We start from the raw sequence: 17,726 nt of genomic DNA, 5'->3' as shown, positions 1-17,726 counted from the left end.
TCAGGGTGGGCTTTAAGTTCGCGTTCCAGAAGTTTAGTGGCAGGGGTATATCTTAGTGCCATGTATTCTTTACGGGCTGCTTTTACCAGGCTGTTGCTCTCTTTTTTAGGCTGACTAAACACCAATGCCGGTAAAAGGAGTAAAGCAAATAAGGTTATGTATATCGTTTTCAGCATACTCTATGTTCTAAAAATAACGTGGAGACAGGATCTTACCTTTTGTAAAACCAAATTCGTAACGGATCATAATCTCGTGGCTGCCCGAATTAAATTGTACAAGCGGGGTAGTGCTATGATCGTACGAGTAACCCAGCCTGATCTGCGGCGAAACCTGGAATTCTATCAGGCCGGAAATATCAGCCTCGGTACGGTATTGTGCGCCTACGGCAAAAACGTCTTTAATCCATAATGTAGCATTCAGATCACCTTCTATCGGGGCACCTTTTACGTACTTAATTAAAACAGAGGGCTTAAGATGCAGGTCTTCATTCAGCGGAAAAACATAGCCTGTAGCCAGGAACAAGTGCATAGCCTGTCCGCTAAAGGTGTTGCTGCCTTCTACCGTAAAATTGTGCAGCTGGTTGTTCAGTAATTGGGGCGATGACAGGCCCAGGTAAAACTTATCTGTACTGTAGTAAACACCAACGCCAAAATCTATCAGCATTTTGTTGATGTTATTGCTGAAAGCCAGATCGGGCGAGGCATCAGAACCCAGGTTAACCGATGTAAAATCGGCCCGGTATTGGCTCACCCCGGCTTGCAAGCCCAAAGCCAAAGTCCCTTTATCCATCCTGATGCGGAAAGCGTAGCTGCCAAAAGCACCGCTTGTGTTGGTAATACCCAGGCGGTCATTAAAAACCTGTAAGCCTAAGCCTATTTTTTTATTGTCCAGTGGTGCATCAATGCTTAATGTTGCTGTTGTAGGTGCCCCTTGTATGCCAACCCACTGGCTGCGGTATAGTGCCGTAGCCGATGTAACATTACGGCTGCCTGCATAAGCCGGGTTAATGGCAAGGCTGTTAAACATATACTGGGTATACATGGCCTCCTGCTGTGCCAGGGCCTGCTTACCGGCACACGTTATTAAAATTAGTATAATTAATATTTTAAAGCTTTTCATAACTATCTGTTAAGGGTTATATAGCCCACATAGCGGTCTTTGTCATCAAATTTTACAATGTAGTAGTAGGTGCCTTCCGGCAAATCTTCGCCTATGTGTATACCCTGGTTACACTTGCCGCCCCAGTCGTTTTTGTAATCGCCGTTGCGGTAAACAAGGTTCCCCCAGCGGTTGTAAAACTCTAGTGAAACACGCCTGCCGCTTACATTTTCAATTACAAATGTGTCATGCACGCCGTCGCCGTTTGGTGAGAAGCCTTGCGGAATAAATTCGTTTGGCCGTTTCAGCTCCACAGGGGTAGGTACAGACGAGCTTACATCACCCGCGGTGGTTACATCTGGTTTCAGTCCGTCGGTTGATTGATCTGTGGTACTTGTCCCGGTAATTGATGTGCCCGAAGCCGTAGCACGGTTCTGATAGGTGGTACCACCCGATAAAACGGTTACATTTACCACCAGCTCTATCTCTTCTACCTGGCCAACAAACAACTGGTTGGCAGATGCCAGCATTTCTGTGTTGCCATTACCATTGTAACTGTTGTTAACCGTTAACTTGCCCAGCGTTCTGATGCTTTTAACCACCCATTGCTCGCCGCGGAAAGTTGAAGTAAGATCATCCTTAATGCTGATGTTATTAAGATCTGTTATGCCGTAGTTGCCCACGGTTAAAATATAAGTTACATCGAACGAGCCATTAACCGCCTTGACTGCAGCTGTTGCTGCTTTGGCCAAGCCAATAACCGGCCTGTCATTAGTGTTGATGGTTACTGTGGCTACATTACTCACGGCCCCGTTTTTATCCCTGATGGTATAGGTAAATTGATCTGGCCCTGCATAATTTAAGGCCGGGGTATAAGTTACCAGCCCGGTAACCGGGTCAACTATCAATGTACCGTGCGCCGGTTGGGTAATAATGGTAATCGTAGTTGGGTCGAGGTCGGCGCTGCCTGCCTGGTCATTGTTAATTACCGGGATACCCACAGGCCTGTTAGGTGTGGTGGTAACGTTATCATTTACAGCAGTTGGCCCCTTGGGAATTGTAACAGTAACGTTGGCTACGTTTGATACAAATCCGTTTTGGTCTTTAATGGTATACGTAAAATTATCCTGGCCAAAGTAGCCTGCATTAGGTGTATATGTAGCTGTGCCCGTAATAGTGTTAACAGTCACTGTACCATGCAATGGTTGCTGTACAATAATAACTGTTGAAGGTGCCAGCGCGGCATCGCCATTAACATCATTAACGGGGAGGTTAATAATTACAGGCGTGTTCATAGCTGTAATTGCGTTATCATCATTAGCAACAGGGGCTTTGTCTACAGTAATAGTTGCGGTGGCTATGTTTGATGTACCGCCATTAGCATCTGTAACCGTGTAGGTAAAAGTATCGGTGCCAGAATAGCCCGGGGTTGCCGTGTAGGTGGCTATACCAGTTGCAGGGTCTACAGTCACGGTGCCATGCTGAGGTGGAGTTATGATGGTTACCGTATTGGGCACCAGGTTATCAGCAGCCTTAACATCATTGGTTAATAAATTAATAGCTACCGGTGTATTTGAACCTGTTGTGGCAGCATCATTATTAGCTACAGGGAGCTGTTTAGGGGCAATGGTTACCTGGCTGCTGTTATTGGTCGGGTCGCTATCGGCCTCTGTACCTGTAACCGTTGCGGTATTGGTATAGCTGCCCGTAGTATTTACGCTGGCTGTAATGGTTAAAGTTTGGGTGCCTGCATTGGCCAGGTTGCCAATTGCCCATACGCCCATTGTATTGTTATAGGTTCCGGCATCCGGTGTTGCGCTTACATAGGTAAAGCCCGATGGCAGCAGATCGCTAACGCTAACATTGGTTGCCATACTAGGGCCATTATTGCTAACCGCAACTGTAAAGGTAATCCGGGTACCGATAGATGGCGTTAAGCCCGATGCCGTTTTTACTACCTTAAGATCGGTGATACTATTTGGTGTATCCCCATCTGTAGCCGTATTGTTTACCGGAGTAGGGTCATTTACACCGGTCGGCATCGTAACAGTAGTGGTATTGTTAAGGCTGGCAGCAGTAAAGTCAGACGGGATGGTTACTACATAAGTATAGGTAACAGTACCACCCGCTGGTACGTTTACCAGTTGGCCAATATTGCCTGTTCCCGAAGCTGCACCTGTGGCGCCGCCAGCATAAACTGCAGTCCAGGTACCGGTTACACCTGCCGGCAGGTTATTGGTTACTGTTGCGCCTGTTACGTCGCTTGGCCCGCTATTGGTTACTACAATGGTATAAGTGTTGGCTGTACCCGGTGTGTAAGTAGTTTTGCCATCGCTATTGGTAACGCTTAAATCTGCGCTGCTGCTTTGCGTATTAGAATAACTGGCAACATTATTAGCCGGGGTAGGGTCTGTAATACCGGCCGGAGCAGTAATTGTTGCCGTAGTGGTAACATCGCCGGTAACATTGCTTGCAATGGCTGCTGCTACTGTGTAGGTTACCGTTCCACCCGGCGGTATAGTTACAGTTTCGTTGATATTGCCCGTTCCGCTGGCATTACCGGTTGCGCCGCCCGCGTATACAGCTGTCCACGTGCCGCTTACTCCGGCTGGCAGTGGGTAACTAACTAATGCACCGGTAGCTGTGCTTAAGCCGGTATTGGTAGCTACTACGGTATAAGTATTAGTAGTACCCGGTGTATAAGTTGTTTTACCATCGGTATTGGTAATGTTCAAATCAACCTGACTAATTTGCGTGTCCGTATCAGATGCACTGTTATCACCCGGGGTAACATCTGTTAAGCCCGGTGGCGGGTTAACGGAGGCAATAGTGGTTAGATTGCCGGTTACGCCGCTTCCGATATTTGCTGTTACCACATAAGTAACGGAGCTGCCTACAGGCAAATTCACAATTTCATTAATTGCTGTAGTTCCGCTCGCTGTACCGCTTGCTGTACCTGTATAAGTGGCTGTCCATGTACCGGTTACCCCTGTTGGGAACGGGAAGGTTACCGTTGCGCCATTGGCATCACTTGTGCCGTTGTTGCTTGCTACAATAGTATATGTATTTATGGTACCCGGCGTATAATTGGTTTTACCGTCTGTATTGGTTATTCCCAAATCAATAACGCAATTGGCCACGGTGATGGTAATGTCGTCATGGCTGTCTGTACATTGCCCGGTAGATACTGTCCAGCGGAAGGTATAAGCACCAGCCACCAAGCCGCTTACGGATGCATGATTGTCGTTCACCGAACTAAATACCGGGTCTGCTGCGCCTGTGGGTTTGCTGAGCACCGTCCAGGTACCGGTACCGGATGTTGGCGCTGTTGCTGATAACACAGCCGGTGCAGACAGGCAATAATTAGCCGCCGGCGGACCTGCATCAGCGGTTGAAGGCGGATCGAATATGGTAAAGCTAACGTCGCTGGTTGATGTACATGCGCTGTTGTTGGCAATGGTCCATCTTAAGGTGTATGCGCCGGCTTTTAAGTTACTTGCAGTGGCTGTTGCGCTGTGCAAATTATCAAAAGTAACGGCAGGGCTAAATGGCGGCTGGGTAACAACCGTCCAGGTGCCCTGGTCATTTCCGGTTAAGGTTGTGTTGGTAGATGCCAGGGTAACCGAAGCCGTACTGCCCGCTGCCGGTGCACAGGTGTTGGCAACCGTACCAGCATTGGCAACAGCAGGCGTATTGTCCTTTACAGTAATATTTACATCGGCAGATGAAGCAGTACAGGTACCATTGGTAATGGTCCACCTAAATTTGTAAGGATTGGCTGCATTAATTACCAAACCCGAAACACTTGTGGTCGGGGCATTGGGTGCATCAATAATCGGTGTACGGGTATCGCCGGGGCCGTTGGGTACAAACGTCCAGGTACCTATGCCCACCGTAGGGGTGGTACCGGTTAAGGTTACATTACCCAAACAGGCAGCAGGCTGGTCTGTCATTGGCCCGGCAACTGTTGGCGGGGCAAAAACACTGATGCGCACAATATCATTGCTCGACTCATTCCCCGTACAATTGGCATTGGTAACGGTCCATTGTAAAAGGTAATCGCCCTGCACACTTAAATTATTAAATGTGGCATTAGGTGCAGTGGTTGATGATAAAGTGGCTAAACTACCTAAAGGGCGGCTAATGATGCTCCAGGTGCCTGTACCCACGGTAGGTGTTGCCGCAGCCAGGGTTACCGAAGTGCCCGAACTGGTACATAATTGCTGGTCGGGGCCTGCATCTGCGGTAGATGGCGGCCCACTTACTGCAACTGCCATGTCATCTGTTAAGGTACCGCAGCCGCCTGCATCTTTACCTGCAACCAAGCCGGTGTTTATGGTATATCTGAATACATAGTTACTGTTGGGTGTTAACCCGGTTACTATTGCTGTATTGCCGAAACCGGTGGACGAGCCATTTTTGGTGATCGTAACCGGGGGAGTGCCCCCAGGTAATGCTGATACCAGTGTCCAAACACCATCGCTACCCTCATTGCCCGATAATACAGTTACTGTAGTATTACATAAAGCCTGATCTGCACCTGCATTGGCGGACTGATGCACAATAATAGAGACATTGGAGGTAGATGCCGGGCAGATAGTACCGTTGCTTGACTGCCAGGTTAATACATAAGTCCCTAATATTAATCCACTGATGGTGGCGTGCGGGTCGTTAAGGCTGCTAAAAGTTGGTGCGTTAGGGCCGCTTTGTACTACCCATAACCCTGTGCCAACAGTTATGGTGTTGGCATCTAAAACGGTTGATGCGGCATTACAAAGTGTAATTGGGTTTGTGCCGCCTACAGCCGCTACTGCTGGTGTTGGCGGCGCGCTTATATTGTAAGTTACCTCTGCAAACGAGCTTGAACAGGCACCGTTAGTTATGGTATATCTGAATTTGTACCTGCCTTCTACCAATCCTGTAACCGTGGTAGAGGTGCCATTGGGCGATGTAATTACTGCACCACCTGGCCCGCCGGTTTGCGTCCATGTACCTGCTTCGCCTGCAGTTAATGCGGCATTGGTGGCTGTTAGGGTAACAGGGCCTAGTCCGCACACATCCTGCTGCGATGTGCCCGTACTGCCGTTAATGGCAGCTGTGGTTGTACCATTTGATATGGTTATAACAACCGTGTCGCGCGTGGTGGCACATCCGCCTTTACTTAGCTGCCATTCAAACCTGTAAGTACCCAGGGTGGCACCGGTAACGGTTTGGCTGCTGGCGTTGGTAAAAGCAGGAGTATTGGGGCTGCCGGGCAGTAATGTCCAGATCCCGGTTTCGCCTGCATCCGGCGCATTAGCACTTAAATTAAATATTGTTGAGCCGCCTCCTAAGCATTGGTCGGGCCCGGCAGCTGCCTGTTTGGGGCCATTGGTGCTATTGGTGTTAATAACTACCTGGTCTGTAAGGGTACCGCAGGCATTTTCTATGGTCCATTGCAGGGTATAAATTTTATTGGCCAGTAAGCCGGTTACAATAGCGTTAGGGTCGTTAACGTTAGAAAACGTAACCGTACTTGCAGGTGTGGCGGGGCTTTCTGAGAGTACGCTCCATGTGCCTTTTTCATTTGGCAGCGGTGCATCGGCTGCCAGTTTTATTGGGGTAGAATAGCACACCGTCATATCAGCGCCTGCATTAACATGCGTTGGGGCAGCGGCAACGATCACTTTTACATCAGATTGCGAATCGCCGCAGTCTGTACTGCCACCGCTAACTATCCATCTAAAAGTATATACACCGCTTACCAGGTTAGATATACCTGTGGTATTTAAAGATTTATCGGCAATAGTAGCATTATTAGGGCCGCTTACCTGGCTCCATTGCCCGGTGCCCGAGTCATCGCCCTGCGGGGCATTACCTGCCAGCGTAGCAGAGGTAACATTACACGATAAAAACTGCGAAGTACCTGCATTGGCCTGGTATGGTGCTTTGGATACCACAATCCTGATATCTGCATAGCTGTCATTACATCCTCCGGAAGCATCGTCGCTGTAACGCCTGAACCGGATTACATACGTGCCGATCTTATTCATCCCAACAAAGGGTTGAAAATCGTCGGCTGCGGTTGTAAAAGTATTAATCCCTGCATTGGCCTGCAGCTGGGAGCCCGGCGGCGCGCTTACCAGCGCCCATTGCGAACGGTTACCACCGGCCGCATTATAATGTACCGTTAGTTGCGTAGCATTGCAGGGCAAAAATGAAGGGTTAGGGGTTATGAAACCAACAAATGGTGCCGTGGTATAACGTACATGATATATAGCTACCGAAGAGCAATTGGTAACTGTGTTGGTAATGGTATAAATAAAATCATACGCCGAAGCACCATTGAGGCCTGATATGGTGGTAGATGGTGATGTGGGGTTGGCAATTACTACACCGCCGGGGTTGGTTGCTGCCGATACCCAGCTTACCACTTCGTTTTTATAAAGTGGTTTTACACCGTTTAGTGCGGTATTTGTACGGCCGTCGCAGTAAGTAAAGAAAGGCTCGCCGCCTGCACTGGTCACATCCTGCGATGGTGGCGAAACATTAACAGTAACATCTTTAAAACCATTAAAACATGGGCCGGTTACCGTCCAGCGTACAATATAGGTGCCGCCTATCAGGTCGCCGATACCGGTATTTTGATCGTGAATATCTCCAAAAGTAGGTGTACTTGGCCCGCTGATGAATGACCAGGTGCCAATTTGCCCGTTGCCGCTACCACCAAATGAGGCATGCAAACCTACAGCTGCTTTAATAGAATAGCAGCTTACGTTAACAGGCGTGGTAACAGCGATAGGTTCGCCGCCCAGGTTAGTAACCTTTACACTGTAAGTAGAAGAGCAATTACCACTGTTGCTGGTAATGGTCCAGGTGTAAACCGAACTGCCAACTGTATTGCCGGTTGCCGGTAAGCTAATTGTACCATTGGGTGATGTTACCGGGTTGGGCAGCGGCAGGTTGCCATTTACAGACCATATGCCGGTTTCGCCAGCCAGTGGCGTATTTGCCGCCATGGTTACAGCATTAAGGCCGGGGCACGATACAATATCGGGCCCTGCATTAGCCACTGTTAATGGCGAAACCGTATATACTGCATCATCAAAAACCGGCGTACCATCGGTACAGGTAGCAGAGAGGCGGAAACTATAACTTTGCCCAACTGTATAGCCGGTAACGGTTGCAGATGCTGTACCGCCATTTACCGTTGTAGCCGAAATGGTGACAGGCTGCCCGGCAATCTGCGTCCAGGTTGCTTGCTGGGTAAGCAGCCCCGTGGCGTTACCGTTCAATACGAAAGTGCTGCCTGGGCAAATGGTGCGGTCGGCACCTGCGTTAATAGTACAATTTTGTGCAAATGCAGATAGGTGTACTAAAAGCACAAGTAAAATTGCAGGAAAATAAAAACGTAAAAGTTTGATCATACGGTTGTATAAGCAAGTGAATAAATAGCAGATGCCGGTTTATTATATCTGGCTGCCGAGAAAGGTGTTGAGGCAGAAAAAAGTAATATGCGTTTTAGATAATCTAACATGTAAGGCCGGTTCATTTATTAAATATAATTATAAATGATAACTACCCCAATGAAATGATATCAAAGGGGGCGTTATTTACCTTTTACGACAAATACTTACAAATAGGTTTTAAATATTGACTTTTTTAGAAAATTGTACAAAATGAACAATCGCCCGGAAAGGAATGAGCTTTTAAGGTATTGTCATCTGAAGTTATTTGCAGTGGAAGGAATGCAAATCGGGCCAACAAAAAAGGCTGTCACTCGACAGCCTTTTTTACCCTAAACAGTTTATTGATTTAATTACTTTGCTTCGTTCTTTTTTTCAGTTACCTCGGTGCGGATGTCCTGAGCAAGTGTTTTTAACTGTTGCATAGCATTGCGAACCCTTGTTCCTGCTGCTTTATTTCCTTTTTCGTAGAATGCGGTGAAGTCAGCTTCTGAAGCAGCCACCAGCTCTTTAACTTTACTGAAGTTTTCCATAATAATCTTTATATGATAACAAAATAGGTGCGAATATAGCCAGAATCCTGAAAAAGCGATATAAAAACAACGTAAACAGCTGCGTATTATAAAGTGACTTCAATCATTTATTATATCAGCCGCCGTCATTTTTTTAAAGGAGTTTGCACCCCATTTTTGGGGGGTAAACAATTAACCCATGGCTATACATACTATTGATGCTACCACTTGTTACCATTGCGGCAATGATTGCACCGATGTACATTATGAGTTAGATGAAAAAAGCTTTTGCTGTAATGGCTGTAAAAGCGTTTATAAAATACTTTCTTCCACTGGTTTATGCAGCTATTATGCCTACAACGATCATCCGGGTGCTACGCGTGCAAGGGTAGAAAAACGGTTTGAATACCTGGACGAGCCATCCATCATTAAAGAACTGGTTGATTATAAGGATGAGCAGATGACCATCGTTACGCTGTATATCCCTTACATCCATTGCAGCTCCTGCATCTGGCTGCTGGAGCAGTTAAACAGAATTAACCCGGCCATTTACTACAGCCGCGTCGATTTTTTGAAAAAGCAGATCAACATCCGTTTTAAAACACAAGAAATAAGCCTGCGCGAAGTGGTTGAATTGATCTTTGATATCGGTTATGAGCCATTGATCAGTTTGCAGGATGTGATTAAAAAGCAAAATAAGGGTACAAGCGATAACCTGATCAGAAAAATTGCAGTTGCCGGGTTTTGCTTTGGCAATGTAATGCTGCTTAGTTTCCCAGAGTACCTGGGGCTATCGGTTAATGAGCAAAACTTCCGGCATTTTTTCGGATGGCTTAATATCCTGTTTGCTGTGCCTGTAGTATTTTATAGCGGCTGGGGATATTTTTCGTCGGTCCGGGTAAACCTCCGGAACAAGGTATTGAACATTGATTTCCCCTTAGCCCTGGGCATAGCCGTTTTGTTTATCCGCACAGTGGCCGAAATATTAACACATACCGGCGCAGGTTTTACCGATACGCTTTGCGGGCTGGTGTTTTTCTTACTGGTTGGTAAATACGTACAACAAAAAACCTATTACCATATCTCTTTCGAGCGCGATTATCGCTCGTTCTTCCCGGTGGCGGTGCAGGTAATGGAAGAGGGTATGGAAAAACCCGTGCCGCTTTCCAATATTGTAATCGGGCAACGTATCCGTATCAGGCATGGTGAAATTATCCCGGCTGATGCTATTTTGTTAAAAGGGGATGCCCGTATCGATTTTAGCTTTGTGACCGGCGAATCTGCCCCGGTAAATAAAATATTAGGAGAGGTGATCTATGCCGGAGGCCGCCAATTGGGCGAAGCCCTGGAGCTGGAAGTAATTAAACCGGTTTCGCAAAGCTATTTAACCCAATTGTGGAACAACGAAGCCTTTACACGCAAGCAGGACAACCGCATGCAAACCTTTAACCAAAAGGTAAGTAAATATTTTACAGTGATACTATTGTGTATCGCTTTTGGCTCGTTTATATATTGGGTACCTGCTAATGTGCAGCGGGCTTTCTCGGCGTTTACAGCAGTACTTATTGTGGCATGCCCGTGTGCATTGGCTTTAAGTACACCATTTACCATGTCGGCTGCACTAAGCATCTTCGACCGTAATTTATTTTACCTTAAAAATACTGATGTGGTTGAACAGCTTGCCCGCATTGATACCCTGGTTTTAGACAAAACCGGCACCATAACCATTGGCGGCGAGCAAAGCGTTACCATGCATGCCGACTTAAACAACCGGGAGAAACAATATATTTATTCGGTTTGCAGTAATTCCGGCCACCCCTTAAGCAGGCAGATCTGCGCGTACCTGGGCCATTACGAAAGTCTCTCGTCGGTTGCCTATCATGAAGCCACAGGTCAGGGCATTACCGCACAAATTAATAACCACCTTATCCGCATCGGCAGTATGGCATTTGTGCTGGGCAGTGGTAACATCATAGAGCTGGCCACAGAAGTACACGTAATGATTGATGGTATTTATGCAGGCTACTTTGCTTTTAAACAAGAGCAGCGCACCGGCCTTAATGAAGTTGCCGATTTATGCGATGCCGATTACCGTCTCTATCTTTTATCAGGCGATAATGATCATGACCGGCGGGCATTACTGCCTTATTTTATGGATCATCACATGCATTTCAGCAAATCGCCCCAGCAGAAACTGGACTTTATAAAATCATTGCAGCAATCACACCAAAAGGTATTGATGATGGGCGACGGTTTAAATGATTCGGGCGCTTTAAAGCAAAGCGACCTGGGGGTTGCCATTACAGATAATGTTAACAATTTTTCACCGGGCAGCGATGCCATTTTAGATGGCAGATCCCTCCGCAAATTACCGCAGTTTTTAAGGTTTTCTAAAGATACGGTTCAGATCATCCATGCATCCTTTCTTATTTCATTGGTATATAACCTGTTCGGTTTGAGCTATGCTGTAACAGGCAAACTATCACCATTAATAGCGGCTATTTTAATGCCTTTAAGTACGGCAACCATTATCTCGTTCACCAGTATTGCTACACATTTAGCGGCAAGGTTCAGAAAATTATTATGAGCATTATTTACTTTTTAATTGGCTGCAGCATTTTGCTGGCAGTGCTATTTTTATGTGCATTTTTTTGGGCGCAGCGCCATGGCCAGCACGACGACCTGTATACGCCGTCTGTGCGGATCTTGCTGGACGATGAACCGCGGGAAGAGCCTAAAAGTGACTAAGATCAGCTTTTTGCGCAACCGTCATCATTCTGCCGCAGGAGTTACCTGCCTACTTTTACATCATCCAAAACAGATACAACCACACGATTATTATGCAACCCGAAAAATTTTACTACGATAACAAAATTGTACGTGATTTCGGTATCGCAACGGTAATATGGGGCATCATCGGCATGACCGTTGGCCTCATCATCGCGATACAATTGTACCATCCTGCCGCCAATATGGGTAACCAATACACTTCCTTTGGCCGCATTCGCCCCCTGCACACCAATGCTGTAATTTTTGCCTTTGTGGGTAACGCCATATTTATGGGTGTATATTACTCCTTGCAACGGCTGCTTAAAGCGCGCATGTTTAGTGATGCGCTCAGCAAGATCCATTTTTGGGGCTGGCAAATTATTATTATTTCGGCAGTAATAACCTTACCGCTGGGTATTACCACATCGCACGAATACGCCGAACTGGAATGGCCGATAGATATTGCCATCACCGTAATTTGGGTGGTTTTTGGCATAAACATGTTCGGTACCATATTCAAACGCCGCGAAAGGCATTTGTACGTAGCCATTTGGTTTTACATTGCCACCTTTGTTACGGTAGCGGTATTACACATCGTTAACTCGCTCGAATTACCCATCTCTACCTGGAAAAGCTATTACCTGTTTGCCGGTGTGCAAGATGCACTGGTACAATGGTGGTATGGGCATAATGCGGTAGCGTTTTTCTTAACCACGCCCTACCTGGGTATGATGTATTACTTTTTACCTAAAATGGCTAACAGGCCTATTTACTCTTATAAATTAAGCATCCTGCACTTTTGGGCATTGATATTTATTTACATCTGGGCAGGCCCTCACCACTTGTTGTACACCACCTTACCGGGCTGGGCGCAATCATTAGGCGTAGCCTTTTCTATTATGCTTATTGCACCAAGCTGGGGTGGTATGATTAACGGTTTGCTTACCCTGCGTGGCGCATGGGACAAGGTGCGTGATGATGCTGTTTTGAAATTTATGGTGGTAGGCATTACCGCTTATGGTATGGCCACTTTTGAAGGCCCGATGCTGGCACTGAAACAAGTGAATGCCATTGGCCACTTTACAGATTGGATCATTGCACACGTACACGTAGGTGCTTTGGGGTGGAATGGCTTTTTAACCTTTGCTATTCTGTATTGGTTAATACCCCGCATTTATAAAACAGAGCTTTATTCTAAAAAACTGGCTTCGTTTCATTTTTGGATAGGCACACTGGGCATTTTGTTTTATGCCGTGCCGATGTATTGGGCAGGTTTTACCCAGGGCTTAATGTGGAAAGAGTTTACCGCGGAAGGTATGCTGAAATATCCTAATTTCCTGGAAACTACGCTGCGCATTATCCCAATGCATGTGTTACGGTCAGTAGGGGGCACGTTCTATCTGTCGGGGGTTATCATCATGGCTTATAACCTTACCCGCACGATGTTGCAAGGTAAGCTGGTAGCAAATGAAGCCGCCGAAGCCATGCCGCTTGCGCCGGAGTTTACGGAAGAGAAGGGCGCACACTGGCACCGTACATTAGAGCGCAGGCCTATCCAGCTAATGGTACTGGCCTTGCTGGTGATATTGGTGGGTACTTTTGTGGAGCTGATGCCAACCCTTACCATCTCATCAAACATCCCAACTATAGCCAGCGTAAAACCCTATAGTCCGCTCGAATTACAGGGGCGCGATCTTTATATCCGGGAGGGCTGCGTGGGCTGCCACTCGCAAACGGTTAGGCCTTTTCGGTCTGAGACGGAGCGCTACGGAGAATATAGCAAAGCCGGAGAATTTGTGTACGATCACCCGTTTCTATGGGGCTCTAAACGTACCGGGCCAGATCTGGCGCGTATAGGCGGCAAGTATGGCAATGCATGGCATTATAATCACTTAATGGACCCGAGGTTAATGTCGCCGGGGAGTATTATGCCTAATTACGACTGGTTAATTTCACAAACGCTGGACACCACCACCACGGCATCAAAAATTAATGCTATGCGCAAGCTGGGTGTTCCTTACGGCCCCGGTTACGAAAACATAGCAAACCGCGATCTGGACAAGCAGGCGAAAGGCATAGCCGATAACTTAGCGAAGGACCATATTAAGGTAAAAAGCACGAAAGAAATTGTGGCCATTATCGCTTACCTGCAGCGTTTGGGTATGGACATTAAAGCAAACAAAACCGCAACTCCAAATAACTAATACCATGTTTAAGCAGTTTACAGAAAATATTCACGGAAACGAGGGTTACCTGCTCTCTTCATTGGCCATCTTTTTATTGTTTTTTATTGTGGTGGCTGTGTGGCTTTTGCTCATTAAAAAACAGCATGTGGTTTACATGAGCGATATGCCACTACACGACAGTATTGCCGAAAACCAAGAAAACTTACAGCCATGAAATTGATTAAACCTATCCTCTTAATAGTTTTAGTGATGGCAGCCCAGGGAATAAAGGCCGATAGCCTTATCTCTGGCCAGGATAAAAACTATATTGCCTATGGTGCCATCATGATGATGCTGATCTTACTGGTTATCGTAATGCTGGTATTGCTGCGCACCTTTAAAGTACTCACCAAAATAATCATCGGCCCCGAAGCTTACGCCACCATGAAAGCTGAAGAGGCTGCTGCTAAAATTAAGCTAAAGCCTAAAACCAGTGTGGTAGAACGTTTGCTTGAACTAAAGCCGCTTGATGAAGAAGCCGCGCTGATTATACCGCATGATTATGACGGTATACAGGAAATAGATAACCCGATACCATCATGGTTTACCGGCTTGTTTTATGCCACTATAGTATTTGCTATAGGGTATCTGCTGGTATATCACGTATTTGGCATTGGCCAGTTACAGTATGCCGAGTATAATACAGAAATGGCCGTAGCCGCTAAAGAAAAAGAAGTATTTCTGTCGAAGTCTGCCAACCGGGTTGATGAGAATAGTGTGAAGCTAAGCGTAGAACCGGGTGTGATAGCAGATGGGCAATCCATCTTTAAACTCAATTGCGTACCCTGCCATGGCGACCATGCCCAGGGTGTTGTAGGGCCAAATTTAACAGATGATTACTGGCTGCACGGCAGCAAAATTAGCGATGTGTTTAAAACCGTAAAGTATGGTGTTGCCGCCAAAGGCATGCCAACCTGGGAAAAACAATTATCGCCCAAACAGATAGCAGATGTGGCCAACTATATAAAATCTTTGCATGGCAGCAACCCGGCAAATCCTAAAGAAGCGCAAGGGGAAAAAGAGGTGGAGGATGTGGTTAAAGCTGCCCCAAAAACAGCCAATGCTGCTGCCGCGAAATAGGGAATAACATGCAACTAACAGAAAATTTAAGTCGGCCACAAGCGGCTAGTAATAGCCGTAAATGGATGTACCCGGTTATTCGTAAAGGTAAACTTTACGAATACCGCACCTGGCTTAGTTATGCTTACCTGGTGATGTTTTTTGCTGGGCCATTTATTCGCATTAGCGGGCAGCCATTTTTGTTGCTCAATGTAATAGAACGCCGCTTTGTGCTATTTGGGCAGGTATTTTGGCCGCAGGATTTCTTTTTATTCGTACTGGCTATGCTTGCCGGCATCGTATGCATAGTGTTGTTTACTATTGCTTTCGGCCGAGTATTTTGTGGTTGGATCTGTCCGCAGACTATTTTTATGGAGATGGTGTTCCGCAAAATAGAAGTATGGATTGAAGGGGATGCTAAAAAGCGCAGAAAGCTGGATGAAGGAGCATGGACACAAGAAAAAGTCTTTAAAAAATCAGCTAAACACGTACTCTTTTTCCTGGTGTCCTTCCTCATCGCCAATACCTTTCTGGCTTACGTTATCGGTAGTGAAACCTTGATCAGAATTGTGACAGAGCCGGTAACCAGGCACTGGTCAGGCTTTTTCAGCATCTGCATATTTACAGTTGTTTTTTATCTTGTTTACAGCCAGGTGCGCGAGTTGGTATGTACAGTGATCTGTCCTTATGGCCGCTTACAGGGTGTTTTAACCGATAAGCATACCTTGGTGGTTGCCTATAATTATTTGAGGGGAGAACCCCGCGGCAAACGATCTAAAAAAGAGGAAGCGCCCAAAGGCGATTGTGTGGATTGCCACTTATGCGTAGATGTTTGCCCTACCGGGATAGATATCAGAAACGGTACGCAACTGGAGTGCATTAACTGCACCGCCTGTATCGATGTGTGTAACCATGTAATGGATAAGATCAATATGCCTATGAACCTGATTGGTTTCTATTCGGAAGAAATGATCAGACAGGATAAAAAACCATCATTTACCGGGCGGATGAAAGCATACTCGGCAGTGATATGTGTTTTGCTGGTAGGCCTTATCTATTTTATAGCCCAACGCAGTGATATAGATATTACCATTTTACGCTCGGCAGGGATGCTTTACCAGGAACAACCGGGGGGGTATATCAGCAATATTTACAATGCAGATATGATTAATAAAACCGACAGTAAACGTCGGATCTCTTTGGTTACGAGTAATCCATCCATCAAAATAAAATATATACAGGCACCGGGCATACTTGATAAAGAAGGTGCAGGCAAAGCCGTGTTTTTCTTAATGATACCGACTAAACAGATCCGCTCGATGAAAACGGAAATCACGATCAAAGTAATGGATCAGCATAAATTACTGCAAACGATAAATACAACATTTATAGGACCGGTTAACGGGGAGGATTAAATATGAACTGGGGAAAAGGAATTGTTTTGGGGTTGCTGGCATTCGTGATTTTCATTACGGCCATGGGCGTAAAGATGTTTGCACAGCCCGATGATGTAGACCACGAGTATTACGAAAAAGGCCTGGCCTTTGATGCTGATTATAACCGCGAAAAGCGGGTAGTTACTGAGAAGCTGCAACCCAATATCCGGTTTACGGATAAGGCTATGTGTGTAAAGTTTGTTAAGCCGCTGCAATGTAAAATTACTTTAATGCGGCCGTCTGACCGCCGGATGGACAAAATCATTAATATGGCCAGCGATGGAGTAAACGAAATAAACATCCCTATTGAAAAATTGGCCACCGGCCCATGGCAATTATCTTTTGAATGGGCCGACCACCATAAAAAGTACCTGTATAATCAAGAAGTGATGGTACCATGAACGCTAATGAACTTGCCTTTTTTATTGGGCTGTTTGGCAGTATCCATTGCATAGGTATGTGCGGGCCGCTGGCCTTTGCCATCCCCAATAATTACGCAGGTTTTATGCTGATTATTTGGGACAAGCTGATCTATAACCTTGGGCGGGTATTAAGTTATGCTACCCTGGGCTTGGTAACCGGTTTAATAGGCCGGCAAATATGGCTGTCTGGTTTGCAGCAGGGGGTAAGTGTTTTTAGCGGGGTGCTAATTATCCTTGCGGCATCATCCAGGTTTTTAAAGGTGTCAATTGCCAATAACAGGCTGGGTTCTGTACTTATAAAGCCGTTTAATAAGGTGCTCACCTACGCGCTTAAACACCGGGCCGGGCATTTAATTATAGGTGTGCTCAACGGGTTTTTACCTTGTGGCTTTGTTTACCTCGCGCTTATTGGGGCAGTTAATGCCAGTACGGTAATGGCATCTGTGAGTTATATGGCTTGTTTTGGGCTGGGTACAATCCCGCTAATGCTGGTGGCATCGGTAAGTACTGGCCTGTTAAATAATTCGGTACGCAGAAAAATGAATAAGGTGGTCCCTTATTTTATGCTGTGCCTTGGCGTATGGTTTGTATTGCGGGGACTGTCGCTTAACATCCCCTACATCAGCCCGGCAGCCAATACCGGTAAAGTAATATGCCGGTAGGATTTTGAAAAATGCTCAAGATCATTTTTAGCGGTGATTGTGGTCACGCCCTTCAACAGCCTTAACGTTCATATTTGCATCAGAGACAAGATAAAACA

General features: G+C 46.2%; 11 protein-coding genes. 8 read left to right on the top strand and 3 right to left on the bottom strand.

The annotated features are described in order from the left end of the window. Positions 1–186: 186 nt before the first annotated feature. The 3 genes from RG47T_RS14445 to RG47T_RS14435 form a co-directional block, all read right to left on the bottom strand. Positions 187–1,119, bottom strand: coding sequence for a PorP/SprF family type IX secretion system membrane protein (locus RG47T_RS14445; RefSeq protein WP_074490127.1), 933 nt, complete (start codon positions 1,117–1,119; stop codon positions 187–189). 2 nt (positions 1,120–1,121) lie between these two features. After that, complete coding sequence (locus tag RG47T_RS14440; RefSeq protein ID WP_074490126.1) at positions 1,122–8,504, bottom strand: Ig-like domain-containing protein; 7,383 nt, start codon at positions 8,502–8,504, stop codon at positions 1,122–1,124. A gap of 392 nt (positions 8,505–8,896) precedes the next feature. Beyond that, a complete protein-coding gene (locus RG47T_RS14435) occupies positions 8,897–9,076 on the bottom strand; it encodes a BF3379 family histone-like protein (RefSeq protein ID WP_074490125.1) in 180 nt (59 codons plus the stop codon). Between the two features lie 178 nt (positions 9,077–9,254). On the opposite strand from RG47T_RS14435, the gene RG47T_RS14430 reads away from it, so the two are divergent. The 8 genes from RG47T_RS14430 to RG47T_RS14395 all read left to right on the top strand — a co-directional run bounded on the left by RG47T_RS14430 (position 9,255) and on the right by RG47T_RS14395 (position 17,628). Beyond that, positions 9,255–11,642, top strand: coding sequence for a heavy metal translocating P-type ATPase (locus RG47T_RS14430; protein ID WP_074490124.1), 2,388 nt, complete (start codon positions 9,255–9,257; stop codon positions 11,640–11,642). After that, the gene (gene ccoS / locus RG47T_RS14425) at positions 11,639–11,803 is read left to right on the top strand and encodes a cbb3-type cytochrome oxidase assembly protein CcoS (RefSeq protein ID WP_074490123.1); all 165 of its coding nucleotides are present in this window, start codon (positions 11,639–11,641) and stop codon (positions 11,801–11,803) included. Before RG47T_RS14430 ends, ccoS begins: the two co-directional genes overlap by 4 nt. 92 nt (positions 11,804–11,895) lie before the next feature. Next, entirely contained in the window at positions 11,896–14,028 is a 2,133-nt protein-coding gene (ccoN, locus tag RG47T_RS14420) for a cytochrome-c oxidase, cbb3-type subunit I (RefSeq protein WP_074490122.1), read from the top strand. A 4-nt stretch (positions 14,029–14,032) separates the two neighbouring features. Then, complete coding sequence (locus RG47T_RS14415) at positions 14,033–14,224, top strand: hypothetical protein (RefSeq protein WP_074490121.1); 192 nt, start codon at positions 14,033–14,035, stop codon at positions 14,222–14,224. Further along, complete coding sequence (locus RG47T_RS14410) at positions 14,221–15,129, top strand: cbb3-type cytochrome c oxidase N-terminal domain-containing protein (protein WP_074490120.1); 909 nt, start codon at positions 14,221–14,223, stop codon at positions 15,127–15,129. Before RG47T_RS14415 ends, RG47T_RS14410 begins: the two co-directional genes overlap by 4 nt. Positions 15,130–15,137: 8 nt before the next feature. Next, entirely contained in the window at positions 15,138–16,523 is a 1,386-nt protein-coding gene (gene ccoG / locus RG47T_RS14405; RefSeq protein ID WP_074490119.1) for a cytochrome c oxidase accessory protein CcoG, read from the top strand. A 2-nt stretch (positions 16,524–16,525) separates the two neighbouring features. Next, positions 16,526–16,945, top strand: coding sequence for a FixH family protein (locus RG47T_RS14400; RefSeq protein WP_074490118.1), 420 nt, complete (start codon positions 16,526–16,528; stop codon positions 16,943–16,945). Further along, positions 16,942–17,628, top strand: a complete 687-nt coding sequence (locus tag RG47T_RS14395) for a sulfite exporter TauE/SafE family protein (RefSeq protein WP_074490117.1) — start codon at positions 16,942–16,944, stop codon at positions 17,626–17,628. The genes RG47T_RS14400 and RG47T_RS14395 overlap by 4 nt, the downstream gene beginning before the upstream one ends. Positions 17,629–17,726: the final 98 nt, after the last annotated feature.

The sequence above is a fragment of the Mucilaginibacter polytrichastri genome (assembly GCF_001911425.1).
Taxonomy (GTDB): domain Bacteria; phylum Bacteroidota; class Bacteroidia; order Sphingobacteriales; family Sphingobacteriaceae; genus Mucilaginibacter; species Mucilaginibacter polytrichastri.
This window is presented reverse-complemented; position numbering and strand designations above follow the sequence as displayed.

Excerpts from the sequence above, each read along its gene's own strand:
- RG47T_RS14445 (WP_074490127.1), bottom strand. The coding sequence starts at position 1,119 with ATGAAAAGCTTTAAAATATTAATTATACTAATTTTAATAACGTGTGCC.
- RG47T_RS14440 (WP_074490126.1), bottom strand. The coding sequence starts at position 8,504 with ATGATCAAACTTTTACGTTTTTATTTTCCTGCAATTTTACTTGTGCTT.
- RG47T_RS14435 (WP_074490125.1), bottom strand. The coding sequence starts at position 9,076 with ATGGAAAACTTCAGTAAAGTTAAAGAGCTGGTGGCTGCTTCAGAAGCT.
- RG47T_RS14430 (WP_074490124.1), top strand. The coding sequence starts at position 9,255 with ATGGCTATACATACTATTGATGCTACCACTTGTTACCATTGCGGCAAT.
- ccoS (WP_074490123.1), top strand. The coding sequence starts at position 11,639 with ATGAGCATTATTTACTTTTTAATTGGCTGCAGCATTTTGCTGGCAGTG.
- ccoN (WP_074490122.1), top strand. The coding sequence starts at position 11,896 with ATGCAACCCGAAAAATTTTACTACGATAACAAAATTGTACGTGATTTC.
- RG47T_RS14415 (WP_074490121.1), top strand. The coding sequence starts at position 14,033 with ATGTTTAAGCAGTTTACAGAAAATATTCACGGAAACGAGGGTTACCTG.
- RG47T_RS14410 (WP_074490120.1), top strand. The coding sequence starts at position 14,221 with ATGAAATTGATTAAACCTATCCTCTTAATAGTTTTAGTGATGGCAGCC.
- ccoG (WP_074490119.1), top strand. The coding sequence starts at position 15,138 with ATGCAACTAACAGAAAATTTAAGTCGGCCACAAGCGGCTAGTAATAGC.
- RG47T_RS14400 (WP_074490118.1), top strand. The coding sequence starts at position 16,526 with ATGAACTGGGGAAAAGGAATTGTTTTGGGGTTGCTGGCATTCGTGATT.
- RG47T_RS14395 (WP_074490117.1), top strand. The coding sequence starts at position 16,942 with ATGAACGCTAATGAACTTGCCTTTTTTATTGGGCTGTTTGGCAGTATC.